The sequence below is a fragment of the Streptomyces sp. OfavH-34-F genome (assembly GCF_022347745.1).
In the GTDB taxonomy this organism is placed as follows: domain Bacteria; phylum Actinomycetota; class Actinomycetes; order Streptomycetales; family Streptomycetaceae; genus Streptomyces.
The window spans coordinates 1-26,870 of the sequence record NZ_JAKRGC010000024.1 but is presented as its reverse complement, the minus strand read 5'-3'; the positions used below and the strand labels follow the sequence as shown (position 1 = coordinate 26,870).

The 26,870-nt window shown below is 68.8% G+C and carries 26 protein-coding genes; 11 read left to right on the top strand and 15 right to left on the bottom strand.

Annotated elements, in window-relative coordinates; genetic code table 11:
- The first annotated feature begins 21 nt into the window (after nucleotides 1–21).
- The gene (locus MHW47_RS07165; protein ID WP_374230059.1) at nucleotides 22–192 is read left to right on the top strand and encodes a DUF6233 domain-containing protein; all 171 of its coding nucleotides are present in this window, start codon (nucleotides 22–24) and stop codon (nucleotides 190–192) included.
- Between the two features lie 396 nt (nucleotides 193–588).
- Here MHW47_RS07165 and MHW47_RS07160 read toward each other — a convergent pair whose 3' ends face one another.
- Nucleotides 589–1,113, bottom strand: coding sequence for a peptidylprolyl isomerase (locus MHW47_RS07160; protein ID WP_239221781.1), 525 nt, complete (start codon nucleotides 1,111–1,113; stop codon nucleotides 589–591).
- A 160-nt stretch (nucleotides 1,114–1,273) separates the two neighbouring features.
- On the opposite strand from MHW47_RS07160, the gene MHW47_RS07155 reads away from it, so the two are divergent.
- Nucleotides 1,274–2,106, top strand: a protein-coding gene (locus tag MHW47_RS07155) for an IS5 family transposase (RefSeq protein ID WP_275448946.1) whose coding sequence is annotated in 2 segments (ribosomal slippage) — nucleotides 1,274–1,925 and nucleotides 1,925–2,106 — 834 coding nt in all. Because the reading frame shifts where the segments join, the coding sequence is not laid out codon by codon here.
- Nucleotides 2,107–2,115: 9 nt separating this feature from the next.
- Here the strand turns inward: MHW47_RS07155 and MHW47_RS07150 are convergent.
- The 3 genes from MHW47_RS07150 to MHW47_RS07140 form a co-directional block, all read right to left on the bottom strand.
- Nucleotides 2,116–2,430: a CPCC family cysteine-rich protein gene (locus tag MHW47_RS07150; RefSeq protein ID WP_239221780.1), complete on the bottom strand. Its 315-nt coding sequence runs from the start codon at nucleotides 2,428–2,430 to the stop codon at nucleotides 2,116–2,118.
- 176 nt (nucleotides 2,431–2,606) lie between these two features.
- On the bottom strand, nucleotides 2,607–3,128 hold the full coding sequence (locus MHW47_RS07145) for a hypothetical protein (protein ID WP_239221779.1): 522 nt from the start codon (nucleotides 3,126–3,128) through the stop codon (nucleotides 2,607–2,609).
- A gap of 313 nt (nucleotides 3,129–3,441) precedes the next feature.
- Nucleotides 3,442–4,161, bottom strand: coding sequence for an SDR family oxidoreductase (locus tag MHW47_RS07140; RefSeq protein ID WP_239221778.1), 720 nt, complete (start codon nucleotides 4,159–4,161; stop codon nucleotides 3,442–3,444).
- A gap of 174 nt (nucleotides 4,162–4,335) precedes the next feature.
- On the opposite strand from MHW47_RS07140, the gene MHW47_RS07135 reads away from it, so the two are divergent.
- Entirely contained in the window at nucleotides 4,336–4,941 is a 606-nt protein-coding gene (locus tag MHW47_RS07135) for a TetR/AcrR family transcriptional regulator (protein ID WP_239221777.1), read from the top strand.
- A 399-nt stretch (nucleotides 4,942–5,340) separates the two neighbouring features.
- On the opposite strand, the gene MHW47_RS07130 is transcribed toward MHW47_RS07135, so the two are convergent.
- Nucleotides 5,341–6,222: a LysR family transcriptional regulator gene (locus MHW47_RS07130; RefSeq protein WP_239221776.1), complete on the bottom strand. Its 882-nt coding sequence runs from the start codon at nucleotides 6,220–6,222 to the stop codon at nucleotides 5,341–5,343.
- A 60-nt stretch (nucleotides 6,223–6,282) separates the two neighbouring features.
- On the opposite strand from MHW47_RS07130, the gene MHW47_RS07125 reads away from it, so the two are divergent.
- Entirely contained in the window at nucleotides 6,283–6,648 is a 366-nt protein-coding gene (locus MHW47_RS07125) for a DoxX family protein (protein WP_239221775.1), read from the top strand.
- Between the two features lie 179 nt (nucleotides 6,649–6,827).
- Here MHW47_RS07125 and MHW47_RS07120 read toward each other — a convergent pair whose 3' ends face one another.
- The 4 genes from MHW47_RS07120 to MHW47_RS07105 all read right to left on the bottom strand — a co-directional run bounded on the left by MHW47_RS07120 (nucleotide 6,828) and on the right by MHW47_RS07105 (nucleotide 10,131).
- Nucleotides 6,828–7,439 carry a DUF6461 domain-containing protein gene (locus tag MHW47_RS07120; RefSeq protein WP_239221774.1) on the bottom strand — a complete coding sequence of 204 codons (612 nt, stop codon included), beginning with the start codon at nucleotides 7,437–7,439 and terminating at the stop codon, nucleotides 6,828–6,830.
- Nucleotides 7,440–7,976: 537 nt separating this feature from the next.
- Nucleotides 7,977–8,393 (bottom strand): hypothetical protein, encoded by a 417-nt coding sequence (locus MHW47_RS07115; protein WP_239221773.1) that lies wholly within the window; start codon nucleotides 8,391–8,393, stop codon nucleotides 7,977–7,979.
- Nucleotides 8,394–8,527: 134 nt separating this feature from the next.
- Nucleotides 8,528–9,025 carry a hypothetical protein gene (locus MHW47_RS07110; protein WP_239221772.1) on the bottom strand — a complete coding sequence of 166 codons (498 nt, stop codon included), beginning with the start codon at nucleotides 9,023–9,025 and terminating at the stop codon, nucleotides 8,528–8,530.
- Nucleotides 9,026–9,366: 341 nt separating this feature from the next.
- Nucleotides 9,367–10,131: a GNAT family N-acetyltransferase gene (locus MHW47_RS07105; RefSeq protein ID WP_239221792.1), complete on the bottom strand. Its 765-nt coding sequence runs from the start codon at nucleotides 10,129–10,131 to the stop codon at nucleotides 9,367–9,369.
- A gap of 484 nt (nucleotides 10,132–10,615) precedes the next feature.
- Between MHW47_RS07105 and MHW47_RS07100 the strand changes: the two genes are divergently transcribed.
- Together MHW47_RS07100 and MHW47_RS07095 are read left to right on the top strand one after the other, a co-directional pair.
- A complete protein-coding gene (locus MHW47_RS07100; protein WP_239221771.1) occupies nucleotides 10,616–11,656 on the top strand; it encodes a helix-turn-helix domain-containing protein in 1,041 nt (346 codons plus the stop codon).
- Nucleotides 11,657–11,885: 229 nt separating this feature from the next.
- Nucleotides 11,886–12,758, top strand: coding sequence for an alpha/beta hydrolase (locus MHW47_RS07095; RefSeq protein ID WP_239221770.1), 873 nt, complete (start codon nucleotides 11,886–11,888; stop codon nucleotides 12,756–12,758).
- 94 nt (nucleotides 12,759–12,852) lie between these two features.
- Here the strand turns inward: MHW47_RS07095 and MHW47_RS07090 are convergent, their stop codons facing one another.
- Together MHW47_RS07090 and MHW47_RS07085 are read right to left on the bottom strand one after the other, a co-directional pair.
- Nucleotides 12,853–15,120 (bottom strand): helix-turn-helix domain-containing protein, encoded by a 2,268-nt coding sequence (locus MHW47_RS07090; RefSeq protein ID WP_239221769.1) that lies wholly within the window; start codon nucleotides 15,118–15,120, stop codon nucleotides 12,853–12,855.
- A gap of 1,135 nt (nucleotides 15,121–16,255) precedes the next feature.
- Complete coding sequence (locus MHW47_RS07085; protein WP_239221768.1) at nucleotides 16,256–17,098, bottom strand: hypothetical protein; 843 nt, start codon at nucleotides 17,096–17,098, stop codon at nucleotides 16,256–16,258.
- Between the two features lie 92 nt (nucleotides 17,099–17,190).
- Between MHW47_RS07085 and MHW47_RS07080 the strand changes: the two genes are divergently transcribed.
- Nucleotides 17,191–18,297, top strand: a complete 1,107-nt coding sequence (locus MHW47_RS07080) for a hypothetical protein (protein ID WP_239221767.1) — start codon at nucleotides 17,191–17,193, stop codon at nucleotides 18,295–18,297.
- A 1,561-nt stretch (nucleotides 18,298–19,858) separates the two neighbouring features.
- Here MHW47_RS07080 and MHW47_RS07075 read toward each other — a convergent pair.
- On the bottom strand, nucleotides 19,859–20,011 hold the full coding sequence (locus tag MHW47_RS07075; RefSeq protein ID WP_239221766.1) for a hypothetical protein: 153 nt from the start codon (nucleotides 20,009–20,011) through the stop codon (nucleotides 19,859–19,861).
- A gap of 306 nt (nucleotides 20,012–20,317) precedes the next feature.
- Nucleotides 20,318–20,680 (bottom strand): hypothetical protein, encoded by a 363-nt coding sequence (locus tag MHW47_RS07070; protein WP_239221765.1) that lies wholly within the window; start codon nucleotides 20,678–20,680, stop codon nucleotides 20,318–20,320.
- Nucleotides 20,681–20,889: 209 nt separating this feature from the next.
- Here MHW47_RS07070 and MHW47_RS07065 point away from each other — a divergent pair, with 209 nt between their 5' ends.
- Nucleotides 20,890–21,360, top strand: coding sequence for a hypothetical protein (locus MHW47_RS07065; protein ID WP_239221764.1), 471 nt, complete (start codon nucleotides 20,890–20,892; stop codon nucleotides 21,358–21,360).
- Here the strand turns inward: MHW47_RS07065 and MHW47_RS07060 are convergent.
- Together MHW47_RS07060 and mobF are read right to left on the bottom strand one after the other, a co-directional pair.
- Nucleotides 21,281–22,252: an AAA family ATPase gene (locus MHW47_RS07060; RefSeq protein ID WP_239221791.1), complete on the bottom strand. Its 972-nt coding sequence runs from the start codon at nucleotides 22,250–22,252 to the stop codon at nucleotides 21,281–21,283. The two genes, MHW47_RS07065 and MHW47_RS07060, sit on opposite strands and share 80 nt — an antisense overlap.
- The gene (mobF, locus tag MHW47_RS07055; protein WP_239221763.1) at nucleotides 22,252–23,628 is read right to left on the bottom strand and encodes a MobF family relaxase; all 1,377 of its coding nucleotides are present in this window, start codon (nucleotides 23,626–23,628) and stop codon (nucleotides 22,252–22,254) included. Before mobF ends, MHW47_RS07060 begins: the two co-directional genes overlap by 1 nt.
- A 390-nt stretch (nucleotides 23,629–24,018) precedes the next feature.
- On the opposite strand from mobF, the gene MHW47_RS07050 reads away from it, so the two are divergent.
- The 3 genes from MHW47_RS07050 to MHW47_RS07040 all read left to right on the top strand — a co-directional run bounded on the left by MHW47_RS07050 (nucleotide 24,019) and on the right by MHW47_RS07040 (nucleotide 26,714).
- Nucleotides 24,019–24,987 carry an alpha/beta hydrolase gene (locus MHW47_RS07050; protein ID WP_239221762.1) on the top strand — a complete coding sequence of 323 codons (969 nt, stop codon included), beginning with the start codon at nucleotides 24,019–24,021 and terminating at the stop codon, nucleotides 24,985–24,987.
- 81 nt (nucleotides 24,988–25,068) lie between these two features.
- Nucleotides 25,069–25,545, top strand: a complete 477-nt coding sequence (locus tag MHW47_RS07045; protein WP_239221761.1) for a Dps family protein — start codon at nucleotides 25,069–25,071, stop codon at nucleotides 25,543–25,545.
- 326 nt (nucleotides 25,546–25,871) lie between these two features.
- Nucleotides 25,872–26,714: an alpha/beta fold hydrolase gene (locus MHW47_RS07040; protein WP_239221760.1), complete on the top strand. Its 843-nt coding sequence runs from the start codon at nucleotides 25,872–25,874 to the stop codon at nucleotides 26,712–26,714.
- Nucleotides 26,715–26,870 lie beyond the last annotated feature (156 nt).

The following is a 26,870-nucleotide window of genomic DNA, read 5'->3' as shown; positions in this document are numbered from 1 at the left end:
GGCCCCGGCCGGGGCGGTGTCATGCACGCCCTCGACTGCGACGAGGCCCCGGCCGGGGCGCCGGTGCTGACGGTGGGGCGGGCACTGGACGTGGCGCAGCAGCCGGGTGTCCGGCTGTGCTCGCTGTGTGGTGCGGCCGCCGAACTGGACCCCGTCCTCAAGGGCTTCGAGTACGGCTTCCGCGAGCCGTAACCGGTGGCGTCGGGACGGCGTTGGACGCGGTACGCGTGCCTGAACATCCGACCCCCCGCGGACACGCGAGCGAGCCCGGCCCGTTTCGGTTGTGCCGAAGCCTGGCAGTTGTCACCGTCGGGGGGCATTGGCCTGCAATGTCGGGATGGTGAGGCACGGTGGTTGTCACCAGATCGGCACACTGCTTGTCATCAGCGGCGTCGAAAGCACGACAGTTATCACCGGCTCCACGCTGTCGCCCTCTGGGGCACCTGCGCTGTTTCCCGTTTCCTATCCCTCAGCCCCCGGGCGGGGCAAGGTCGGGACCACCATGTGCGCCACCGCCTTGCCCCCGGGCGTCGCGACGGCACCTTCGGCTGCCGGCTTCGACAAGCGAGCCCCATCGTTGGTTGGGTGTCAGTGGGTATCGATGACGACCTTCTCGATCACGATGTCCTCGACGGGGCGGTCATTGCGGGCGGTCTCGACGTCGGCGATGGCGTCGACGGCTCTCTGGCTGGCGGCGTCGGTGACCTCACCGAAGATGGTGTGTTTGCCATTGAGCCATGTGGTTGGTCCGACGGTGATGAAGAACTGGGAGCCGTTGGTGCCGGGCCCGGAGTTGGCCATGGCCAGCAGGTAGGGCTTGGTGAAGGCCAGGTCCGGGTGGATCTCGTCGCCGAACTTGTAGCCGGGGCCGCCGGTCCCGTTGCCCAAAGGGTCGCCGCCCTGGATCATGAAGCCCTGGATGACTCTGTGGAAGACCGTGCCTTCATACAGCGGTGCGTTGCTCGGCTCACCCGTGTTCGGGTCGATCCACTGCCGCTCGCCCTTGGCGAGTTCGACGAAGTTCTTGACAGTCTTGGGGGCGTGGTTCGGCAGCAGCCGGATCTCGATGTCACCCTTGTTGGTCTTCAACGTCGCATACAGTTCTTCCGCCATGGTGGGATCCTTCGATGCGTGGGCCTCTGACCTGGCCAGTGTTCCGGCCAGGCGGAGCACCCTGGTGCGGCGACACGGCTTCTCACCCGCACGAGTGGCTCGCAGCGCACCCCCTTAACTGATCGTTTCAGAATGAGATCGGCGTGTCGGCTGACAGCCGATGATCTTCCTGGGCAGGGTCTGCGGGGTGTCCGATGATCTTGTCCCTGATGACCTGTGGGAGCGCATAGCCCCTCTGTTGCCGCCGCAGCCCGCTCGAAGGCCCCGGCACCCGGGCCGGCTTCGGGTGCCTGACCGGGTTGCCCTGGCGGGCATTGTCTACGTGCTGCGCAAGGGTGTGGCCTGGCGGTATGTGCCCGCCAGCGTGGTTGGCTGCTCGGGCGTGACCGCCTGGCGCCGCCTGCGGGACTGGACCGAAGCCGGGGTCTGGCCCCGGCTGCACACGGAACTCCTCGTCGAACTGTGCAAGATCGGCTTGTTGGAGATGGACGACTGCGCGATCGACGGCTCTCATGTCAGGGCCCTCGAGGGGGATCACGTCGGGCCGTCGCCGGTCGATCGAGCCCGCCCCGGCTCCAAGCATCACCTGATCGTCGACCGCCGTGGAACCCCGCCGGCCGTGTCCGTGACCGGTGGGAATCGGCATGACGTCCGCCAACTGATCCCGCTGCTGGACGCGATCCCCCGGATACGGGGACTGCGGGGACGTCCGCGCAGCAAACCCACGCGACTCTTCGCCGACCGCGGCTACGACTACGACAAGTACCGCCGGCTGCTGTGGTGGCCCGGCATCAAGCCACTCATCGCACGGCGGGCGTCTCTTACGGCCCCGGCTTGGGCAAGACCCGCTGGGTCGTCGAGCGCACCTTCGCGTGGCTCCACCAGTTCAAACGACTGCGGATCCGCTACGAACGCCGCGCCGACCTCCACCAGAGCCTCCTGGAACTCGCCTGCAGCATCATCTGCCTCCGACGGCTCCGCACGTCATCCTGAAACGATCAGTCAGCGTCGACGACGGTTCGGGCGTGAACGCCACCTGCCTGGGCCGCCATTGGCTGCCGATCTCGGATCAGTTGCCCTCGTTGTGGCAACGTACTGCGCGTAGCGACGACGTGCGTCGGTCAGGCTATCCGGCCCGTTGGGGCCGCCCCAGACCTCGTCAGCGTTCGGGTCGTCCTGGCCATCGTCTTCCCAGCTGCACTCGTCACAGATCTGGAATTGTCCGCGGGCTTCCAGCGTGGAGAGCTTGCAGCAGGGACAGGCATACGAACCGCCGCTGGGCAGGCTTGCTTTGGGCGGTTCTTCGGGCGTTGTCACGCGTCGAGTGTTGCATGACCTGCGAGGACCCTCTGTGCTGGTCGTGTCATTCGAACTCGTTCTGAAACCATCAGTTGGTGCCGGAATACAAGCCAGTCTGCACAGCCGCGTACACGTGAACGTACAGAGTTCGCCGTGCAACCTGGGCCGAAACCAGAGCCGGGATATCGGGCCGGTCAGAGTCCTGCGGCTCGATGCCGACGGTGATGGGCGAAGGTAACAGCAGCAAGAAGTGGCCCCCAGGCGACCAGCGGCAGGTAAAGGATTCCGGCGATGGTGCTGCCGAGAGGGGTCATGTCCGGATGGGGGAAGGCCCACCAGAAGGCAAACTGGGTAAGGACCAGCGTCAGCACCCCGGCGCCGAGGCTCGCCGCAACGGTCACCGCACGCGGGTCCGGCCGACGCCCGCCGAGGAAGGGAACCCACCGCGGCAGCACCTCACCCCAGGGCCGGACCAGCCCGAGCGTGAGCAGCGCGAGCAGCTCTCCGCCCACGGTGAGCCCGACCACGTACACCGCGCCCCAGCCGGTGAAGTCCATCGCCTCGTACCCGGCCTCGGTGTAGCCGGCGGTGAAACCGGCTGCCAACAGCAGGCGCCAGATCCCGGACGGCAGAGTCACCAGCGCGGCGGCGTGGGCTGCACGGACGGCCCAACGGGGCGGGGAGGGAAGGCTCGTGTCGAGTTGCGTGGTCAGCATGTGCACTATCGTCTTGGCATGCCGTCGCCCCGGCATCCTCCCTGAGGACCGGCCGCGAAGCCAGCCTCGGAATGAGAGCCGCACCGCTGTCTCCTCCGCGAGGGGTAGAGCTGACGCCCGCCGGCCACAGACGCATCAAAGAGGACTCACCGACGACGGCAGGTCTCATCGCGCTCTGAGCTGGCCCCGCCACACCACGCCCCGACCATGGACAGCCGTCATCCCGCTTGTCTGCACTGGCCGTCACCCCGACCGGCTACCTTCTCACCGCTGGCAGTTACGAGGGCGCTGGTCGCTTGCGGCCCCATCGCCTTTACATGGCGCGGGCGTGGACGCCGACGCCGCCGGAGACGAGCAGGTTGTCGCCCGTGATGTAGCTGGCTGCGTCGGATGCGAGGAAGGCGACGGCTTCGGCAACGTCCCTGGGGGCTCCGACCCGGCCGAGGGGAATGCCTTCGCCCCAAGAGGCGACCGTGTCGGGGGAGATCCCCATCTTGCTGTACGCGGGGGTGTTGACCATGCCGGGGCTGACCGCGTTGACCCGGATGCGGCGGGGGGCGAGTTCGATGGCCAGTGAGCGCACGAGGGGCAGCAGAGCTGCCTTGGCGGCGGTCATGGCGGCGCCGAGTCCCTCGGCGGCGCCCACGGTGAGCACCACGGACGCGCCTTCGTTCAGCAGGGGGAGCGCCTTTTGGAGGGCGAAGAAGTTGCCCTTGACGTTGATGTTGAACAGGGCGTCGTAGGTGGCTTCGTCGGTGGACTCGATCGAGAGACCGGGGCGGGGCAGGCCCGCGTTGAGGTAGAGCAGGTCGAGGGAGCCCAGGTGCCGGCGCGCTTGGTCGAGGGCCTGGTCGATGTCGGTCAGGGAGCCGATGTTGGCCTCGACGGCGGTGACGTCTGCGGGAAGGCCTGCATTCTCGAGGTCGCCGAGGCCGGTGACCATCACGCGGTAGCCGCGCGAGTGGAGCAGTTCTGCGGTGGCCTTGCCGATCCCGCTGGTTCCGCCGGTGATGAGTGCTGTCTTTGCTGCCACGGTAGTTCTCCTTGCTGATTGCGAGGTGCCTTCAGCCCCAGCGCCGTAGGCAGGAACTGAGAGGCGAGGCGTCGTGCAAGCATCCGGCCGCTTTTGGGCAGCGTACGCCTGACTGGCAGTGACTGCCAAGTGGCCTGCAAATGTCAAGATGGCAGGCCATGCTAGGCTGACGGCATGACGCAGGGAACAGAAGGCAAAGGGGCGGCTACGTCCACGCTGTGGGACCGGACGCGACAGCTGGCCGTCCAGGAGATCCTGCAAACCGCGTTGCGCCTGTTCACACAGCAGGGGTACGACGAGACGACCATCGCGCAGATCGCCCGCGAGGCCGGCGTCTCCCAGCGCACCCTCTTCCGCTACTTCGGCGCCAAGGAAGACCTTGTCGCCGGCAGCGAGGAGCGGTTCGTCACCCTCATGACGGAAACCGTCCACAACCAGCCCGCCGATGCCAGCGCCTGGGACGCGTTGCGCGCCTCGTTCAAGGCCGCGCTCTCTCTCCATGCAAGCCGCGAGGAGGCGCTGGAGCGTTTCCGCCTGGTGCACCACACCGACTCGCTGCGCGCCGCCTATCTCGGCAAGCGCGTGCGCTGCCAGGAGGAACTGCTGCCGCTGCTCGAAGCGAGACTGGCGCCCTCAAGGACGGGCAGAGCGCAGACCCGCGCTATCGTCGCGACGGCGTTCGCGTGCTTCGATGCCGCCACTGTGACGTGGCTTGAGAGCAACGGGCAGGGCGACATCCTTGACCTGTACGACCAGAGCCTGGCTGCGGTGCGCGGCTAGCGTTCTCACAAACGTTCCTCTGCACGAGCAAGATCAAGCACGAGCCGCCGGACCTCCACCAATCCCGGATTCGCTCTCAGAACCCGTTCTCACTCAAAAGCGGGACGGACCCCCTTCTGAGACTTGCATTGTGCGAAATCCGGGCCCATGACGGACCTCATCGGCACTACCCAACCGACCGGTCGGACGCCGACGATGTCGAACTGCACGCCTGTCGGTGTACGAAATGAAGCGGCTCGGGCGTGACGCTCCCGATCTCACCGCGCTCGCCGACCACCTCACCGCCCACGGCCTGGTCCTGCTGCGGGCGTCTTCACGCGCGAGCCGTTCCACACTGTCACCGCTAGGGGCAGTGTCGATTCGGCCTGTCAGCTCGCCGGAGGTCCATCGGCGCCGGCGTCAGATCCTGGTCGGCCGCCGCGCAATGGCCTCCAGCAACTCGTCCAGCACCGCCACGTGCGTCCGCCTTCGCGGCCGGGCCAGTCCCACCCGGCTCGGCGAAACCCCGCGGACCGGACGGAACACCACGTCCGGGTGGGAGTAGAAACGGGCCGCCGACACAGGGGCCAGCGCCACACAGCCGGCAGCCACCGCGCCGAGCCACTCATCGGGACGGCTGGTAACAGCGCCGACCCGGACGGGGCGCCCGTCCCTATCTTCCACCGCCAGCCAGTGCTCCCTCCAGGCTCCGGTCGTGTCTCCAGCCGCGACAAACGACTCGTCCCACAGGTCCCGGAACTCCACCGTCCCACTGTTCGCCAGCGGATGCCCAGCCGGCAGCAGCACCCCACGCTCCTCGACGAACAACTCCCGTACCGCCAACCGCTCCTGCCCCGGGAACGGCAGACGCACCACCGCCGCATCCACCTCACCCCGGGTCAGCCCGGCGCTCGGGTCCGACCAGTCGAACTGCCGCAGCTCCACCCGCCACTCAGGCCGCGCCCGGCGGAACCCGGTGATGGCATCAGAGACGGCACCCACTGCACCCGCGTCCAAAAAGCCCAGGCGCAGCACCCGCGCCGCCCGGCCGGTCGCCTGCACCGCCTCCTCCCAGCCGTCCAGCAGTACGGGCACCCGCGAGGCAAGCTCACGGCCGGCCTCGGTCAACTCCATCCCCAACCGCGAACGCGTGAAGAGCCGCACCCCGAGATCGTCCTCCAGACGCCGGATTCGCTTGGTCAGCGCAGGCTGCGAGACAAACAGCCGCTCCGCCGCCCCGGTCAGGCTGCCCTCCTGCGCCACTGCGGCGAAGTACCGGAGCAAGCGCGTGTCCACATCCATGCCATCAGGTTATAGAAGCAGGTATTGGACGGTGCCCAAGTGCCCGAAGATCCTGAAAGCATGAACGGTATCCACCTCGCGTTCCTCGTCGTCTCCCTGTTCACCGCCGCCATCAACGTCGGCATCGCCACCGCTGACCTCGCCGGGGCGCGCTTCGTGCTGGCCAACTCGGCGGAGGTGGGTGTCCCCCGCATCTGGCTGCCCCGGCTGGCCGCCCTGAAGCTGGCAGGTGCGGCGGGCCTCCTCCTCGGCCTCTTCGACACCGCACTGCGCCCCCTCGGCGTCGCTGCGGCCTGCGGTCTCAGCCTGCTCTACCTGGGGGCGCTCGCCTTCCATCTACGCGCCCGCGTGCTCCACAATCTCGTGTTTCCCGGCTTCTTCTTCGCCACCGCCGTCGCCTCGCTTGCCTTGGCCGTGTCCTCCTGACCGCGGCACCACGCAACGTGCGCTGAGTGTCGGTGGGCAAGGACAGACTGACACCATGACCGCATCTCGCAACGTTTCTCGACAGCCGCTGCAGCCCATGCCCCGACCGAGCCTCTTGCATCAACTCGGCAGCCGACCGCGGCCGAGAGATCATGCTGCAAGGGTCGGACGGCGCCGGCTTACCGGATCTCCGCGCTGCCGCAGATGAATGAGGTGTTCTGGAGAAGTTCGGGTGTGATGCGGACACCGGTCAGGTGCTCGGCGAGAGCGAACGCTGCTTCTGCGGCCACGCATTCTGCGGTTTCGGAGGTCTCGTTCCAGAACTGGAAGCCGCAGTGATGCATGGCCTCTAGGAGTTCGTCAGGGGTTGTTCCCCAACGGCGGTCGGGCAGTCCGGGCTCAAATGTCAGACGACTGGCCGTGTCCTGGGCCCAGAGGAACGAGTCATGACCGTTGATGTTGACGAAGTGCGAAACCCAGCGGGTGCCCGCAGATGCGGGCAGGGCTCTCTCTTCGGTGACGCCGATGTAGCCGACGGGCTCAATCAGCAGGGTCCAGTCCCCGACAGTGGTCATGGCGATGAACTGCCGGGTGTTGTCCGAGCGGTCAAGTAGCCCAAAGGCGGCGTCCACTATTGCCACCACCCCGGTCCGGGAAGGCTCGCTCTGGCCCTCGAGGCGGGCAAGGACGTCCTCCGGCGGCAGGTTGTGCACGAGCGTGAAGCAATACGCCTCCGCGAGGTCGGGGAAGCGCTCGTTGAGCCATGCGTAGTCGGCAGCAGTTGCAGTCATGGCCAAGATCCTTGCTCATGCCTCTGACATTGGCCGAAAAAGTGGCGCGGTCAGCGGGGCTGGGACCGGACCCTCATCATCTCGCAGAGCGATGAGGCCCAGCCAGCGGCTACTTGCTCTTCACGTTCAACGGACACCGGGCCCGAGCCCGGCCGCACCTACCGCAAAATCATCGCCGGCCCTCTGGACGGACAGCTGCTCGACGTCACCGACTGGAACATGAACATGCGCGCTGGCGGCGCCTACCTGATGGCGCCCAGTGGGTGGAAGGAAGGGCAGTGGGCGTGTTGCGCGGGCACGGCGAGACGATCACGGTCTGTGGCGAGGCAGAACCGTGATCGTGAAGCAGGGCCTGTGGCTCTCAAACAACGAGAGCCGGCGGGTTGGCCGAGGAATCGACGAGCGCGATCGCGTCCCGCTTGAAATCGGAGTCGATGCCCGTGCTCTGGCAACTCGAGCAGGCGTCGTCGCCTACGGCACAGCTGGGGCAGTCCCACAGGATTGACTCGATGTGCGGCTGATACGTGATCGTGGGCCTCACTTCTCGTCACTGGCGCGCTGCTGTGCTTCGAGGTACATGGTGATCGCCTGCTGCTGTTGCTCCGGCGTCAGCATGACCGCAGCGGGCTTCGCGGGTGCAGGCGTGGGAGAGATCAGCCAGCGCGAGCCGATCGCGGCCACACCCAGAACGGCGAGGACGACACCCCACGACATCTGCGTCTCTCCGGTGTCACGCAGTTCCTTGGCGGCGTCGTACTCGTCGGCTTGGTCGCTTGCGAATCCGAGGACCTCACCCCACGTGGCACTGGAGTTGAGCTCCATCCTGCTGGAACCGGTGACCTCGTTTTCGTCGCCGACAAGCCAGAGGATGCCGCCGAGGATGACAACGGCAAGGCCGACGAGGGTGACGACAAGGCGCGCGCGTCTGGGGTTGCGGGCGGAGACGACGGGCATGAGTTCGGTCCTTACTCGTGGGCGATGCTGTTTCTGCCGTGTGCAGGTCTTCGAGGTTCTTGGATGAGGCGGACTCGTGCACGGTCAACGAGGACCGTGCACATGTGCTCGGGCGTACTGCCCTCTTCAGGTACTCACTGCTCGGTGACGAAGTAGATGGCCCGGTTCTCGTCCACCCGCTCCAGCACACCGCTGTCCGCCAGGCGGCGATACACCTCGCGGATGTACTTCTCGGAGGGGTGGTATCCGGCGTCGCGGAGGGTCTGGACTCCGCGGCTGGGATCCCAGGTCCCTCCGAGCGCGCGGAGGGACTTCTCCAGGGTTTCCCGCTGGTTGTGCTCGGCCTTCTGAACCTTGGCCATGTGGTTGCGGATGCTTTCGGGGGTGCCCTTGTAGTCGCAGTGCTCGCACTTCTTCCACTTGCCAGTTGCGACGGCTGCGTCGGTGACAGGGTTACCGGGTCCGTAGCCCTGGCTGGCGAGGAGTTCGGCGACGGAGCCGTTGTGGTGGACGGTGAGGTAGGCGGCTTCGGCGATCTTGTCGTGGCCGGCTACGAAGGTGCGGCCGTAGCCGATGACTGTCTGGCATCCGCAGTAGCAGAGGTTGGCGAAGGTCTGCGCGGTGTCTGTCATAGCATCAGGCTAGCCACCCTCGGAATGCCCGACTAGGCTAGTAATCCAAGACTTCCTTGGATTACTGATGGGTGCAAAACCGAGCCGCGATGAGGATGTGCGGCAGCGCTGTTTCCCGGAACTCGGGCAGGAACTTGGGTCCGGTGAGGAAGACCGGGCAGGTCAGGCAGGCCTTGGCGTACGGGCAGGTCTTCTGGACGGGCAGTCCGCAGTATCCGTTGGGCAGGGTCTGGGTGGCGATTCCGTAGCGGGTCTTGGCCCACTATGCCTGGCCGAGCAGGCCTTCAGGATCGAGGGCAGCCGTGTGGAAGAACGGGTACGTGGTCTTCGACGGTGGCAGGTCAGGTGTTGATGGCGTGTTCGGTGAACTGGCCGCAGGCGCGGAATCCCAGGCGGCGGTATACCGGTTCGCCGTCGGGTGATGCCTGCAGGACCGCGATGTCGTGGTCTCGGTCGCGGGCGGTGTGAAGGGCCGCGAGCGTGATGGCTCCGCCGTAGCCGCGACGGCGGTGGGCGGCCAGGGTGGAGATGTTGTAGACGCCGGCGACTCCGGCGTGGTGGAACACCTCGGCGGAGCAGACCGGGCGGTTCTCCACGTAGCCCACCAGGTACCGGGCCGGGCAGGTCGTGGCCAGCGCCTGGGAGGCAGCCCGGGCGAAGAAGTCGCGGACGGTTTCAGCGGGTGGGTTCCAGTTCGCGGCGAGGACCGTGGCGTAGTCGGCCAGCTGCTCGGGCGTGGTCACGGCTCGAATGTCGAGACCCGGGACAGCTGGGGTCGGCGGGATATCGTCCAGGCGGGCCCACATCGCCGTCTCACGCTCGGACACCGGCAGACCGGCTGCCGTCAGGCGGGTGGTGAGGTCTGCCGGTGTCGAGGCAGGTCCCACCCACCAGGAGAAGCCGCGGCCGGTGCCGGCCAGCGTCCCGACGGTCTCGGAGATGCGGGCCTCGGCGTCGCCGGCGGTGAAGCGGGCCGCGGCGACGATGTTGAACGTGTCGTCGTCCAGGCCGCTGTCCGCGACCAGGAGGTCACCGGTCTCCGTGACGGTCGCGCCGGGCATGCTCCGGTGCAGATGGCAGGCGTGTTCCGCCAGGTTCCGCTCCATCCTGTCCGTCAGGTCGGCTGTGTCGAGAAACCAATCGTTCATAGGGATCGATACCAGCATGACCGGGCGCGGAGCGCATGTCGTTTTAGGCGGCACCACGCCGATGACCAGCTCTTTCGTGGCACTGGCGGATCACGAATCGGACCAGCGCCGCCAGATGGGTGCGTCCGTCCCGGCGGGCCAGCGGTCGTTGCCGCGCGACGCAGTTCCGCGTCATGAACGACTTGGTAGGCCGCCGCAGAGGCGTAGTCCCCCTCCCGGGGTTCCGTTCGCCACGCCGGTGCCAGCCGTGCTGATCGGCCCTTCCGCTTCCTCGACTTCTGCCTGTGGTTCTGCCTGGTGACCGAAGTTGCTCCTTGGTTGGCTGTTCTTGCGGGCAGTGACCTCATCCTTCCGGGGTCGGCCTGGTCGGCGTCACCGGGCAGCAACACCACCGGGCACGGCGCCGCCTTCCCAGAAGGTGCAATAGCCGTCCCTGTAGCCCTTGAGCTACTTCCCTGAAGAGAGGTTCAACGTGAGCCTGGTGCTGACGACCAGGTCCGTTCCGGACGGAGACAAGGTCGCCTACTGGAACGAGTCGGTGAACAGGATGCTGGGACCGATGACCGTCATCCCGCGCGGCAGCGGCCCCTTCGACGCCCGGATCGTCACCGACCGCCTCGGGTACCTTCAGGTCTCCACCATGGAGGCCGACGCGAAACGGGTCAGCCGCGCTCCGGCACCGACCGCCCCTTCGTCCGAGGCCCTCGTCGCGTTCGGCGTCCAGGTATCGGGCACCGCCACCTTTGTCCAGGACGGCCGGAGGGCCGAGGTGGGGGTAGGCGACCTCGTGGTGTGTGACCGGAGCCGACCGTACTCCTTCGACTATCCGCAGCGGTTCACCACGCACATCTTCCAGCTGCCCCAGCACGTGCTGGGCGTGTCGACCAGCGACATCCGACATGCCACGGGTCACGCCATCAGCACCCGGGATGGTTTCGGTGCGGCGCTCCTCCCTTTCCTCGCCACCCTGGCCACCTCTACGGACGCTTGTCCGCCGACCGTCGCGGACCGGCTGGCCGGCAACGTTGTCGACCTGTTCGCCACCTTGCTCGCCGAGAGGGCCCTTCCGGGCACCCCGGACACGGACACGGCTCGCTGTCACCTGGTGTCGCGCATCCGCGAACACATCAGCCGGAACCTGAGCGATCCGGAGTTGTCTCCGGAGAGCATCGCTCGTACGCACCGGATCTCCATCCGGTATCTGCACCGGCTGTTCGAGGGTGAGGGGATCACCGTCGGTCGGTTCATCCAGAAGCGGCGCCTGGAGGAATGTGGTCGTGAACTGGCCCGCCGTAGCGGGACGGCCCCCACCGTGTCTGCGGTGGCCCAGCGGTGGGGCTTCGTCAGCCCTGCCCACTTCAGCCGGGCCTTCCGCGCCGCATACGGCGTCTCCCCCCGCGAATGGCACACCCTGCGCACCGCGGGGAACGACGCCAGGCGGTCGATGGCAGATACACCGATGCCCTCGTCCACAATGGGTTAGCGTCCTGGGGCCGGCCTGCTCTCGGTGTGCCCCGGGCTGGGCGCACCGAAGTCTCCACTCCCCCATTCCTTCGGATCTCTCGGCAGGAGACCGTGTGACCGGCTGCATCCCCTCGCCCTCTCGGATTCCTGTCCTGGATCCTTCGATCCGGGCGTTCGTCAACAGCCATACCTGCCCGCCGTCAACGCGCGGCGCGGGCCCGGAACAGGCCCGTCTGGATCTGACCCGTTTGCAAGGCGGGGTCGGCTCTGTCGATGGAAGCGGCTCCCTCAACGGACAGGATGTCTCCGAGGAGTGGTTCGCACTGCCCGGCGGGCCGACCGGCCACGTACGGGTGAAGGTGGTCAAGCCCGCCGACAGCGTCGGCCAAATCCCCGTCGTCCTGTTCCTGCACGGCCTGGGCTGGGTCCTGGGCGACGCGGGCACTCATGAGCGCCTGGTGCGCGAGTTCGCCCTCGGTACGGACGCGGCCGTGGTCTTCGTCGAATACGAGCGTGCGCCCGAGGCCCGGTACCCGGTCGCCGTCGAGCAGTGCTACGCGGCCGCGCGGTGGATCTTCGAGCGAGGGGCCGAGATCGGTCTGGACGGGAGCCGGATGGCCGCGGTGGGCGAATCGGCCGGCGGCAATCTGGTGGCGGCGCTGACCCTGCTGGCCAAGGAACGCGGCGGAGTACGGCTGCTGCAACAGGTGCTGCTGTGCCCGGTCACCGACGCCGACTTCGACACCCCCTCTTACGAGTACTTCGCCGAGGGCTACTTCCTCGGCCGCGAGACCATGCGCTGGTTCTGGGACCAGTACCTGCCCGATGCCGGGCAGCGCGGCGAAGTCACCGCGTCGCCGCTGCGGGCGACCCTCGACCAACTCGCCGGGCTTCCGCAGGCGTTGGTGGTCACCAGTGAGGCCGACGTGCTGCGCGACGAGGGTGAGGCCTACGCGGAGAAACTCCGGGCGGCCGGTGTCGCTGTGGTCTCCATGCGCTACCACGGAACGGTCCACGGCTTCATGGTGCTCGATCCGCTGCGCGAGACCGTCGCTGCCCGCGCGGCCCTCGTCCAGGTGCTCGACACCGTGCACGTCGCCCTGCACCGGCACCCGTGCTGACTCCGGGGGCCTCTTTCCTGGCGTAGGAGCGCTTCGGCCTCCCAGGACCCCGTGACCTCAGGTCGTACTGCCGGTGGCAGGACCTGGGTTCGGCCTACTCGGTTCCGGTCGTGCGGAGGTCGTCGAGGCGAGCGCGGGCGGCGGTGAGGCTGGTGGGGTCGGTCGCCGTGCCGAGGGAGACGGCCCGGGTGAAGGCGGTGCGGGCCTCGTCGCGGCGGCCGGCGGCCAGCAGGGCGTCGCCGAGCCGGACCAGGGCTTGGCCCTCCGGGCCGGGGTTGGCGCTGTCCCTCCAGAGGTCCAAGGCGGCGCGCAGGTGGACGGCCGCCTCGGACCAGTTCTCCAGGGCGGAGTGGGCGAAACCGATTTTCATCTGCAGCCTCGCACGGGAGAACGCGGCGATATGCGGTTCGATGCGGTCGCCGGCCTGATCGAGGAAGGTCAGCGTGCGCTGGATTTCCAGGATGGCTTCCTCCTGCCGGCCGGCCAGGGAAAGGTAGTCGGAGTGGTTGCTCATGGCCTGGAGGGTGCCGTGGACGTCACCGACGGTCTCGAAGAGTGTGGCTGCCTCGCGGTTGTGTCGCGCCGCCCCGGCATAGTCGCCCAGCAGTCCGAGGGCCCAGGCGCTGTAGTAATAGGCCCACCCCTGCTGCGGGAGGTGTTCGGCGCGCCGGGCGGCGGCGAGTGCCTGGGCGGAGCGCTCAACGCTGTCGCGCGGGCGGCCCTCGCACATCAGCAGGGCCCAGGCGTGGTAGTTCAGTTGGGTGGCTTCGGCGAGCGGATCCCCCAGGGCCTGGGCGCTGTGGACGGCGGTTCGGAAGACTTCGGGCCAGTGCCCCCAGAACATCCACTGGTCGGAGAACCAGTGCAGGGCCTCGGCAACCTCCACGACGGTGGCGTGCTGTCCTGCCGCGGCGGCCGCGCGCAGGGCGGCGAGCCAGTTGTCGCCTTCGGCCTGGAGCCACTGGCGGGCGTGTTCGGCGGTGGACAGGTCGACGATGCCCTGCCAGGTGGGGGGCGGGGCGCCGTGGTCGGGTTCGTACCAGCGCCCGGCCACGACCGCGGTTTCGAGCAGCCAGCGGTGCAGTGCCGACCGGGCCGCCTCGGCGGTCCCGTCGGGCTCGTCGGCCCGCAGCCGGTTTCGGGCGTACAGACGCAGCAGGTCGTGGAAGCGGTAGCGGTCCCGGTCGGTGCCCAGCAGTCCGCTCTCGACCAGTTCTTCGAGGGTGTCCTCCGTGTCGAACGGCGGCCGGCCCATCAGCTGGGCGGCGCCGGCGGCGTCCACATCGGGGCCGTCGACCACGGACAGCAGCCGGAAGAGGCGGGCTGCTTTGGGGGTGAGCTGGCGGTAGGACAGGTCGAAGGCTGCCGAGAGATGCAGGTCACCGGCGGTCAGGGTGTCCAGGCGGCGCTCTTCGAGTGCCAGGCGGTCGGCGAGGCGGCGCACGGTCCAGCCGGTACGGGTGGCCAGCCAGTTCCCCGCCACACGCAGGGCGAGCGGGAGATGCGCACACCGCTGCGCGACCTCGGCGAGCGCGTCCGGGTCGGCGTCCGCGCGCTCCTGTCCGACCAGGGACGTGAGGAACACGGCGGATTCGGCGGGTGAAAGCTCACCGAGGGGGAGGCGGTGAACGCTCTCCAGGCCGGTGAGCATCCTCCGGCTGGTGATGATCACCATGCCGGCACCGGCGCTCGGCAGGAGCGGGCGGACCTGTGCTTCGTCGCGGGCGTTGTCCAGGACGAGCAGGCAGCGTCGTTCGGCCAGCGTCTGCCGGTACAGCTCCGGGTGGCCCTGCGGGCCGGCCTTGGCCAGGTCCCGGTCCGGTACCCCCAGGCCCTTCAGGGCACGGAGCATCAGCTCGGCCGGGGCCGGTGGGGCGTCGTCCATGCCGCGCAGGTCGACCATGAGCTGCGCGTCGGGAAAGCGGTCGGCAAGCATGCGAGCGGCGTGCAGGGCCAGGGTGGTCTTGCCCGTCCCCGGGGGCCCGGGCAGTGCCACGACCACCGGCTGCCCCGAGGCGGGCTGCTCGGCCAGTGCCGTCAGCCGTGCCAGCTCGGCCTCGCGGCCCACGAAGTGGTCGATACCGCGCGGGAAAGCGCACACACCCGCCGTGCTCGGGCGGGGCTGCCGGCCGGCCCGGGCGGCAGCCAGCAGACGTTCGCGCTCCGCCTCGCCCAGCCCCAGCCCGTCCGCCAGCGCGGCGACCGTTCCTCGCTGCGGCGTCGCCCGCCGCCCTCGTTCGAGATCACCGATCCCGCGGACACTCACCCCCGACGCCTCGGCGAGCGCCTCGATCGTCAGAGACGCCTCCAACCGCCACTGCCGCAACAGGGGCCCGAACCCCTCACCGCCCGCGTCGGTCACCCGGCCCCACCTGCTCCTTCACTCACCAGGCCCGAACCGCCGGCGTCCGAACAAATCGTGTCGTCTCATTACAAGAAAGACTATACGGCGGCCAGTCGGGGGCATCCGTCCGGCGGACCTGCCGGGCGCAACCCCGGGAGCGGGCCCGCCGTCCGCAGTTCCGCAGGCGCACGCGAAAGGAGGACGGCGGGCCGGCGTCGAGCCGGGGCGGACTCGAACCTGCTGACCGTGGCCGACTCCGGTGCCGTCGGTACCGGGCCGACGTCCGCCATCACCCGCGACGGCACGTCGCCGCCGGGCGCGCAGACGGCCTTGAGGGCCGCCTTGCGGGCGGACCCGCGTCAAGGGCGCGACGGTTGGTCACGATGATCACCGTAGGACTCGTAGCGCGCGGTACCGGGTTGTTGGCACTGAAGGTGTTGCAACACCGCATGACTGACAGCGCAGACCAAGAATGGATCAAGTGATCTCAGTCACATAGCCGCTGGGCTCCTGTGTGAATCATGTTTCGGTTATCCACAGGCTGACACGCGTTTGACCTGCGCAGACTCTGAATGTTCCGCAGTTGTCGGAGCCGTGCGCATAATGCGCGCGGTTGAGCCCCTCAACCCGTGGGTTCGGTCCGGGTAAGGCGCGACAACCCCCTTGGAGTGCCCGGCGGTTGTCGGTCGCGTGCCGTAAGTTCAGGGCGTCGAAAGACGCCCTTCGCATGACGAAGGGAGACCTGGAATGCGGCACATTGCTGTCGAGGCCGCGCCGCAGCCCGAGGTCTCCCTCTCGTTGTCGTCGGGCTCCTACCGCCATGAAGAGATGGGAGAACCGTTGACTCAGACCGAAGGTACCTCAGAGGTACGACAGGGTCAGAGACGTGCTGCGGGATGGCTTACTGGGGTCGTCGCTGCTGCTGGAATCGCGGCAGGCACGCTGCTGGCCTTGACCGGGCACTCATCAGGAGCGACAGCAGTCAGCAGCATCGCTGCGGCTGCACTCGCTGCTGGTGGAGTTCAGATCACGGTGAACGTGCGCCGATGAGCAGTCTGTGGGCGTCGGCACAGCTGACGCCCACAGAGGATCCGGTCAATGGCGTGGCCAAGGCAGGCCCACAGGAAGACGACTGAGCTGCTGAGGCTCAGGGTCAAGGGGTACGGGCTACAGCACCGGACGCGAACCACTGCACGAGGGCGGCGGCGAGGTGGACCCCTGCCCGGGCTGCTTCCAAGGTCTCCGGCACGGTGACCGTTTGCTTGCCGTGCCGGGAGGTCTGCCCGTCCCACAGGGCGCGCATCATCGCTTCGACGGGTGCGATGGGGTCGCCGCTGGCTGGGGTGGACAAGGCGGTTCTGAACTTGGGTCGCGCATTGCGGATCTCGCCCAGCATGGTGCCGAGGGTGGCCCGGCCGTCGTTCGGCTGGATGACGGAGTGGGCCGCGCATTCGACGGCCTTGATGGCTTCGCTGTACGCCCGCACCGGATCCGGGTGGAGCCCGTAGGCAGTGCGCCAGGCGGTCGAAAGATGCTCGGCAGCCGACCCGGCGTTGGGCTTGGCTTCCGAGTCGGTGACGGTTTGGCTCACGGCGTCGCGGACCGCTGGGGTGATGCGTTCTTCCAGGCCGTCGCCGTCCTCGTTGACCTGGTAGGCGGATCCGGCTATGTCCAACAGCCGGGCCAGCGTGCGGTCCTTGTCTCGGCCGTCCCAACCGTCCTCGCCCGTGTAACCGAGGATGGCGTCTACGACGTCGAGAAGTTCCCAGTCGTTGGTGGAGATGAGTCGGCTGCGTGCGGTCGTGTTCGTCCCCACAGGCATACGCAGCTGCAGGCAGAGAGCGGTTGCGTCGGGGTCGTACTCGGTGAAGTTGTTCCCCACCCATTGCCGCAAGGGTTCAAGCAGGTGTTCAGGGACGCCGTCGTACGGAGCCTCGTCGACTGTCTGGGAGAGGCCGAGGCGTACGGAGAAGCGGGGGCGGGGTGCGGTGGTCATGCCGGAGAGCGTACCGGCGAACCGGCTTGGATAAGATGCGATATCCGAGGCGGCAAAACGGACATGACCGCCCGTCAAGCGAAGGGCCCCGGATGACCGCGGAACTGCAGCACGCCGACAACGTCATCGAGGCCGAACTCCTGTCGGCCAACGAGACGGGGACAGGGGCCGTCGAGACGTACGACAGCGCGACGGCCGCCGTGCTCGCCGCGCTCGACCAGGGTGCCGACGAGCACCTGGCGGATGCCCGGCCCAAGAAGACCCGCACCTCTTACGCCCGCGACTGGGAGCTGTGGACCGAGTTCCACGATTGGCTCGCCGGGCAGACCGGCCACACGCTGCCGCTGACCGCGGTCACCAAGGGAACCCTGGTCGCCTTCGTCGTCTGGCTCGACGAGATGAAGACAGCGGCGCCGGCCACCATCGACCGCAGGATCACCGGCGTGACCGTCACCGCCCGTCGGCGCGGCACCGAGGTCCCGAAGCAGGCGACGAAGGCCGCCCGCGAGGCGCTCAAGCCGATGAAACTGGACCCGGCACGGGCCGCGCGCGGCCGCGGGAAGGCGATCGCTGCCACCCCTGCGCACCTGAAGGCGATGAACACCGCGACCCCGGCCCGTCCGCAGCCGGAGGTCGGCCGCCGGCGCGGCACCCAGGAGCTGCCCGAGCTGGCTCGGCTGCGCGACCGGGCGCTGGCGACGCTGGCGTTCGGCATCGCCGGGCGCTCCGAGGAGGTCTCCTCGCTCGACACCGAGGGCATCACCCAGGTAGCCGAAGGGCTAGAGGTGCACGTCCCCTCCGTCAAGGGCCGCCCGCCCCGCGACGTCGCGGTTGCCTACGGCGAGAACCCCGACACCTGCCCGGTCCGCTGCTGGCTGGCCTGGAAGGAGGCCGCAGGTCTCACCACGGGGCCGGCCTTCCTACCCGTCGATCAGAAGGGCCGCCTCGGCACCCGGCGACTCGGGCCGGACGGCTGCCGCCTGGCCATCACCCGTGCCGCCGAGCGCGCGGGCCTGGACGTGAAACTCACTGGGCACTCCGCCCGCCGCGGCCTGGTCAGCACTGGCCGGAAGCGCGGCAAGCGGGCCGAGAAGCTCCGCAAGCAGGGCGGCTGGGCCGCCAACAGCCCCGTCTTCTGGGAGTACGTCGACGAGGGCGAACGCTGGGAGGACACCGCCACCGAGGGCATCGGCCTGTAACCGAGGCATGTGGCACCGGTCTATGGCCCGCCCCAAACTGAGTGCGCACTAGCTCCTGATTGAAAAGGCGCACACCTGTGGCCGGGGGATCATGGAGCACTAATAAAAGGCCGCCCAGACGGGATCAGCTGGGCCCAGGCCAGGCAGCATTTGACACCGACGGGCTGCCAGGCTCGTCACCCTTTTATACGTAACTAGTTGACGCTCTGTAACCTCTCGGACCGCCGCTTCACCGACCATCAGTGATGCGCATCTGACTGCCGCGATGCGCATCATGACCGCATCTGATGCGCATCACTGATGCCCGGCCGGGCTGCCGCCCGGCCGGGCAGAGGAAGTGCAAGTGGTGATCGTGAACCGCTTGGCGGGTATCGATTCCCCACGGCTTCGTGCCGTCGGCCAGCCAAAGAGTCGCCTGGTTTACCGGTCAGCGCGAGTCCTTGACCGACTCGTTGACCGGGTTGACTCCCCGGAGTGTCCGGACACTCCGGAGACGTGTCCGGACACTCCGGGTACCCCCCCCGTCGGACGACGGGTACCCCCCGTCCGACGACGGGTAGGCCGTGTCCGACGACGGGTACCCGCGCCTGGAGCGGATGGAGTCGTCGCCGAGGCGGATGCAGCCATACCCGGAGCGGATGCAGCCGTCGCCGAAGCGGATGCAGCCATACCCGGAGCGGATGCAGCCGTCGCCGAAGCGGATGCAGCCGTACCCGGAGCGGATGCAGCCGTCGCCGAAGCGGATGCAGCCATACCCGGAGCGGATGCAGCCGTCGCCGAAGCGGATGCAGCCGTACCCGGAGCGGATGCAGCCGTCGCCGAAGCGGATGCAGCCGTACCCGGAGCGGATGCAGCCGTCGCCGAAGCGGATGCAGCCGTACCCGGAGCGGATGCAGCCGTCCCGTCGTCCGACACGTCGTCGGACGGGGGGTACCCGTCGTCGGACACCGCGTCCCCGGAGTGTCCGGACACGTCTCCGGAGTGTCCGGACACTCCGGGGAGTCAACCCGGTCAACGAGTCGGTCAAGGACTCGCGCTGACCGGTAAACCAGGCGACTCTTTGGCTGGCCGACGGCACGAAGCCGTGGGGAATCGATACCCGCCAAGCGGTTCACGATCACCACTTGCACTTCCTCTGCCCGGCCGGGCGGCAGCCCGGCCGGGCATCAGTGATGCGCATCAGATGCGGTCATGATGCGCATCACTGATGAGCATCACTGATGAGCATTGGAAGACGTAATCACCATCAGTGATCGTCAATCTTCAAAGAGGTTGTAAATTTTGCAGTGCAGTTCCGCGAAATACGAGGGCAAAAAATTTTCACTCGCGGATCACCAATACGAGGCTCTCGCGAAATATTGAAATTTTTTGTTTCCTGCTTCGCTAAATAATTGGGAGGTGCTAGTCTTCAACCAGCGAGCCCAACGAAAGTTGGTGGCTCAGCTTCAGGTCCACGACATAGGTGGACCCCGCGTCGCCTGGCCTAGGGGAGCGGGGTCCACGTCGGTGGGGACTCAGTCTGATGGGTCCGCCCCTCGCGAGGGCGGGCCCATCAGCGCTTCTACAGGTCTCGCAAGGTCTTCAGCGTGTAGTACGCCGCCTGTGCCAGTCCCGCGATGAGTCGAGCTACCTCGACCGCACGCTTCAGAAGCCTGGTCCGCACCGGCTTGGGGCCCTCTTCCTGAGGGTTGCCGTCGCCGGTCACCTGCACCACCTCCCTCCTGGGTGAGAGCACGTGCGTCTCACCGCGTAACCCGAGGGGGGCTGGCGTTAATTCAAGACGTTACACCACGCGGGGCGCCTTTCTTGCCCCTCTCAGGGGGCTGAATGCCTTTCAGTGCCCTTTAGATCGGGTGCGCCCGAGGGGCTGGGCATTCCCTCGTAACGTTTTCGAGGTGCCGACCTGCGGATTCCTTCCTTGGGGCCCTGGCTTGGAGGCGGAACTCGGCTCGTCGAAGGTGAAGGTGATCCGGTTCGGAATCGTAGATCCGGCTATCCAGCCGGACTGGGCCTCGCCTCGTCAGAGGCGCCGGGAGGGGCTTGGGCGATTGGTCTGTGTGGGCGGTCGGTAGCTGCTCTGGTTCTGCTGCCGGATGCGTTCGGCGCGGCCCCGCTCCGCCTGCTGGACCCGAGCGCGGGCCTGCACTTCGGTCTGGTGGAGCTCCGGATGCCGGTCCGCGAGCCGGGCCCGGAGAGCTTGCTCGGTGCGGGCCTCGGTGGAGATCTGACGGTACGTCGTCGCGGCCTCCCGGGCCCTGGCCGCTTCGCCGTGAAGGCGGGAGAGCTGCTTCTGGTCTCCGGTGTCGATCTGCTGGGCGCGGGCGGGCACCAGGGTCTCGCGCATCTCGGTGAGCCGGGCGGCGAGGGTGTCGACGTCCGGCACCTGGTGCGGGGTCGCCTGCAGGGGACCGGCGTAGGGGCTGTCCCGTACGGTCGACCATGCGGCCTCGGCGGCCCGGTTGGCGTCCGTCCGGGCGTCGGCGGCATCTCTCCACCCGGCGGCGCGGTCGGCTGGGCCTGCTGGGTCAGCTCGCGATGCTCCTTGCGGGATGTGCCGGCCAGACGCAGAGCGAGCCGCCCCTTATTCTCGGAGTGGGCGAGTACGCGCAGGTGCTCGTCGGCGGCAGCGGCAACCTTGGCAGCCGCAGCCTCCCGGGCCTGTGCGGCGCGGGCGGCGACGAGGTGCTCGTCGGCCTGGTCCAGCAGCACGTAGATCGGGGCGGTCTCCCGGTGTCCGCGGCTCTGCCCGGCTTCCTGGTCGGCCTCCGGCCGCACGGCCAGGGCGCGAGCCGCTGCGTCGGCGGCGGCGGCCGCGTGCTCCTCGACCTCGATGTCCCGCTCGGTCGCGACGAGCTGGGCGAGCTGGCGGTTGCTGGCGCCGCCGGACGGGCGTTCCAAGGCTGGATGCCGGCGCGCTCCCGCTCGTCCTTCCTCTCGGCCAGGCGCTGCGTCTGCTCCTTGTTCAGCCGGTACTCGCGCGGGCTCACCACAGGCGCCGGAGGCTGGTCGAACAGGTCGGAGACCGTGCTGTCCGGCCGGGCCTGCCCGAGGAAGTGCGCATAGGCGTCGACGGCGCGCCCCAGGCGTTCCCTCTCCGTACGAGCCGCGCCCGGGTCTCCTCCGACTCGATCACCGCGAGCGGCAGCCAGAGGTGGTTCTCCTTCTTGCCCCTGGTCAGCCCGGGGTAGGCGGCGAACGCGTTCGCACCGTGCCCGTACATGAGCGAGGTGTCGCACGTCATGCCCTGCGAGGCGGCGATCGTCATCGCGTACCCCAGCGACAGGGCCCCGCCCGCGATCTGGGCCGGCATCAGCCATGCGGACACATAGCTGTCGTCCTGCCCGCGCTCGCGAGTCCGCCACGTCACCTCGACCCGCCCGTCCTCGGTGATCTCGGAGACAACGGCCCGGTACCCGTTCAGAAGGTCCGGTCCCTGCTCGCTCTTCGACCTGTAGTCGTTGGCGCGTACGCGTACGGCGTCGCCCTCGGAGAGCGTAAGCCGCTCCCCGCCCGGCAGCGCGTACGTGCGCTCGGTGCCGAGGGCGCCGGCTGCGCGGCGGATCTGCTGGACCCAAGAAGCCACCGTGCGAGCGGGGATGCCGGACGCCTGGGCGAGCTGCTGGGCGCCCACCGCGCTCAGGCACGCCCCCGAGTACGTCGTGCCGGTCGCGTCCCACCCGATCCGGCACGCCTCCATCAGCGTTCTCTTGCTCGCCCCGGCGACGCCGACGACGGTGTCGACGCCGTGCCCGCCGGTCAGCAGCCGGTTCACCGCCGCCCGCTGCTCCTCGGACAGCTCGAAGCCGACCGCGACCTCGAAGAGGTCGACGGCGGGCGCCGCCTGATCGGCCGTCAGCGCGGTCGCGCCCTCGCCGTGGCGGGTGAGCGCCTGGCCCCGGACGTACGCCTCGGCGTCCAGGATGTCCTGGGTGGTGTAGCGGGCGGTCGACGTCATCACGGTCGAGCCGTAGTCCGGCGCCCGCACCGCGTACCCGGCCACGTCCAGGACGTCGTCGGCGAGCTGGTCCAGGTGGCCGACGTCGCCCGTGTCCAGCCCGTAGGGCAGGGCGTTGCCGACTGCGGCGAGCAGCTGCGCGCGGCTGAAGGTCTTGTTGCTCGCGGCGAGCCCGTTCGTCGCGTTGAAGACGATCTGGGCGAGGTCGGACGGCGGGGAAATCCGCGGTCCGCCGGGGCCGTCGAGCGCGGGGCCGGCCCCAGGGCGGCGGCCGCGACCATCGCGTCGACGTCGACCCTGGCCTCCTCGGCACGCTGCCGCCAACTCGACCGCATGGTGGTGGCGTCGGCCGCGTGCTTGGCGCGCAGACTCTCTGCGGCCGCACGGTCGCGCTCCTGGCGCCCGGCCTCGTCACCCGTCATCTCCACGATCCGGCCATGCCGCCGCGAGTACAGGTCGCGCACCGCCTCGGGGACGCCCTCGACCTCCCACGCGCCGGTCCGCTCGACCTGCTCTCGCCGTACGCCGTACCACTGGAACGTCAGGGCTCGAATGCGGGCTTTGAAGTGGGCATCGGCAGCGGACGCGTGCCGGTGCAGGTCCTGCCCCAAGTTCGCGATCGACCGCCACTCGCCGTCCTCGCAGAGCGCCAGGTTGGCGATCGTGACGTGGAGGTGGAGGTGCGGGTCGCCGGGCTGCCCGTCGCCCATCGGCCGGGCTGACTGGTGCTCGACCGACCACGCGAGCAGCCCGCCGGTGGCGAGCCGGACCGGCCGCCCGTTCTCGGAGCCGACCGCGTACCCGACCCACCGTTCGACCTCGCGGATCGTCTCCGTCTTCACCTGGTGCACCAGGTCGCGGTACTCCTGGCTGTCGGCGTCGGGCAGCAGCCCGGCGAGGACGCTGTCGCTCTTGGGCATGCCGAGCATGACGGCGCGGGCGAGCTTGTGCAGGGTGCCTACCTGCATCCGGTGCCGGTCGCCCTGGCGGTGCACCATGCGCTGCTGCTGCGCGAGGACCTTCTGCTGCTTCGGCTTGCCCCCCAGCAGATCCGCGGCCGCGACACCGCACTCCTCGGCGGGCGCCTCGATCGCCTCCACCAGGCGGGCCGTAGTCAGCTTCACCAGCGGGTGCGCGCGGGCGGACGTCCGCGTACGGATCAGCCAGGCCCCGGTCTGCGGATTGCACCCCGCCATCAGCCGCCGGGCCGTCTCCTTGCCCTCCTCATCGAGGACCGCGCCCTCGGCCAGCCCGACCGCCGCGAAGCCGCTGCCCATCCACACCGGGGCGGCGTCGCCCTCCTCTCGGAGCCGGTACTCCACCGCCTCCCCGGGGACGGGGCCGGCCACCTCTTGGACGACGTCCTCGGACGCCACGACCGAGCACCCCGCCTACTCCCGAAGTCGGTACCCCACCTGCTCGGCATCGCGGATCGCCGTCACCCACGCCATGCGAATACCTGGAGCCCGTTTACCTTGTGCACGATGTAATCGCCTGCTAGTCTTTTTCTTGTTGGCCCGCCCGACACACCCACCACAGCTCGACTCCGGAGGTTTCCGCGTCTCGATCACCCTGCCCGCCGCTCCAGGCGCTGTCGGTTCAGCACCAGTGCGCTGGTGGTCAAGGGATGGTCAGGCTCCCCCGCATGGCCGTTCTAGCGTGATGAGCGAGGGGCGGCCCACAGATGCCTGTGACTGCCGGATTCGTTTCGCCCCGCCGGATAGACCGGCACACCCACCACAGATCAACCTTGGAGGTTCCTTCCCATGTCTGTTCACAAGCCGTCCGTTCCGGTCCTCGAAGCCGCTGCTGCGGAGTTCGCCGCAGCGACCGCGAACCCGCCCTACCTCTTCGACCTGCCGCCGGCCGAGGGCCGCCAGGCCGTGAACGAGGTGCAGTCGGGCGAGATCGACAAGCCGCTGATCGACGAGGAGTGGATCACCGTCTCCGGCGGCCCCACCGGCAGCGTCCGGGCCCGCATCGTCAAGCCCGCCGGCGCCGAGGCCACCCTGCCGGTCATCCTCTACATCCACGGCGCGGGCTGGGTCTTCGGCAACGCCCACACCCACGACCGCCTCGTGCGGGAACTGGCCGTCGGAGCGAACGCCGCGGTGGTCTTCCCCGAGTACGACCTCTCGCCCGAGGCCCGCTACCCCGTCGCCATCGAGCAGAACTACGCGGTCGCCCAGTGGATCGTCGCGGAGGGCGCCGGCAAGGGCCTGGACGCCACGCGCATCGCCGTCGCCGGCGACTCGGTGGGCGGCAACATGACCGCGGCCCTGACGCTCATGGCCAAGGAGCGCGGCGGCATCCCGCTCGTCCAGCAGGTGCTGTTCTACCCGGTCACCGACGCGAACTTCGACACCGCCTCCTACCACCAGTTCGCCGAGGGCTACTTCCTGCGCCGCGACGGCATGCAGTGGTTCTGGGACCAGTACACCACCGACGAAGCGGACCGCGCCCAGATCACCGCCTCCCCGCTGCGCGCCACCACCGACCAGCTCACCGGCCTGCCCCCGGCCCTCGTCATCACCGGCGAGGCCGACGTCCTGCGCGACGAGGGCGAGGCCTACGCCAACAAGCTCCGTCAGGCCGGCGTCTCCGTCACCGCCGTCCGATTCCAGGGCGTCATCCACGACTTCGTGATGCTCAACGCCCTGCGCGGCACCCACGCCGCCGAGGGCGCGATCACGCTGGCCGTCGCCACCCTGCGCACCGCGCTCCACACCGCCTGACCCACACCGCCCGAACCCACCGGCGGAACGCGTGACGACTGTCGTCCCCACCGCCGAAGAGATGTGCAAGGAGACCCGCTCATGACCACCGTGAAGCGCACGATCCCCCAGCCGGCCGGTCAGGCCGTCGGGAGTGCGCTGCAGGACACCCTCGTGGATCTGCTCGGACTTTCACTGATCGGGAAGCAGGTGCACTGGAATGTCGTGGGCCCCCGGTTCCGCTCCGTCCACCTGCAGGTCGACGAGTTGGTGACAGCGACACGCGAAGCCGCCGACACCGTCGCCGAACGGGCCGCGACGCTCGGCGTCGCACCCGACGGCCGGCCGGCAACAGTCGCTGCAGGGTTCGCGCTGCCCGGCCCCGAGGCCGGCTGGACACGCGACGACGACGTCGTCGAGCTGATGACCGAGGCCCTGGGCGCCGCCGCCGTACGGCTGCGCGAGCGCATCGACGCCACCGAGAACGCCGACCCGGTCACCCAGGACCTGCTGATCGCGATCACCGCCGAACTCGAGAAGCAGCGCTGGCTGTTCGCAGCCCAGACCATCACCAGCTGAACGACGAGCCGCGGTGGACGGGTCAATGACCCGCACCGCCGGGTGCAGAAACCGCCGTTGAACGCATCGCAGCCGCGTCCGGCGCGATGTGCCGGGCATGCGCCCGAGCCGAAGCGAGGGTGGCCGAAGCCACCTCCATCCGCCCAGCGGCCTCTCCGCGGGCCCGCGCCGCCACCGGCCCTCACACCCGGCGGCCCGCAGGCACCGCTGCACGACCCTGCGGTCTTCGTCCGGGCCCACACCGCCCTGGTACCGCCTCCACCTCACGTAGAACCACCCCCCAACCGCTAGGGCACAGCTGTGCCCCGACGAACAGGATCTTCGCCATGCGTATCACCCGACCGTCCCGCCCCAGCCGCCGTACCACCCTGCTCAGCACGGCCGCCGCCGTGACCGCGCTGTCCGCTGCGGCCGTGGCTCTTCCCGGTGCGGCCGGTGCTGCGGACCGCCCCCAGGTGCGGCCGACGATTGTGCTGGAGCACGGTGCGTTCGCGGATGCCGGGAGCTGGGACGGTGTGGTGGAGCGGCTGCGGCGGGCGGGCTACCCGGTGGTGGCCGCCGCCAACCCGCTGCGCGGCCCGGCGAGTGACGCCGCCTACCTGCGCAGCGTGATCCGGCATGTCGAGGGGCCCGTGGTCCTGGTCGGCCACTCCTACGGGGGCACCGTCATGAGTCAGGCCGCTGCCGGGCTGGAGGACAAGGTCAAGGCGCTCGTGTACATCGCGGCGTTCCTGCCCGACCGGGGCGAGAGCTCGATCGGGCTGACGAACAAGTTCCCCGGCAGCACCCTGGGCGAGGCGGTCGAGCAGGTCAACTACACGCTGCCCGACGGCAGTCAGGGCGCAGACGTCTACATCCGGCCCGAGGTTTTCCGCAAGCAGTTCGCCGCCGACGTGCCCAAGGACCAGGCACGCCTCATGGCCGCCGGACAGCGCCCCGTGGCCGCCGCCGCGCTGGAGGAGAAGTCCACCGAGGCGGCCTGGAAGACGATCCCCTCGTGGTCGCTGGTCACCACGCAGGACAAGAACATCCCCGTGGCCGCCCAGCGCTTCATGTCGGCCCGCGCCCACGCACACATCACCGAGATCAACGCCTCGCACGCCGTATCCGTCTCCCGCCCCGACGCCGTCACCCGCATCGTCGAGAAGGCCGCCCGCACCGTCCGCTGACCCCGCGCCCCATCTCTCCACTCCCTGTACCCCTCCGCGAGGGGCATCTTCTTCACCGAAAGGCAGCATCATCATGACGTTCATCACCGTCGGCCAGGAGAACTCCACCGACATCGAGCTGTACTACGAGGACCACGGCACCGGCCGGCCCGTCGT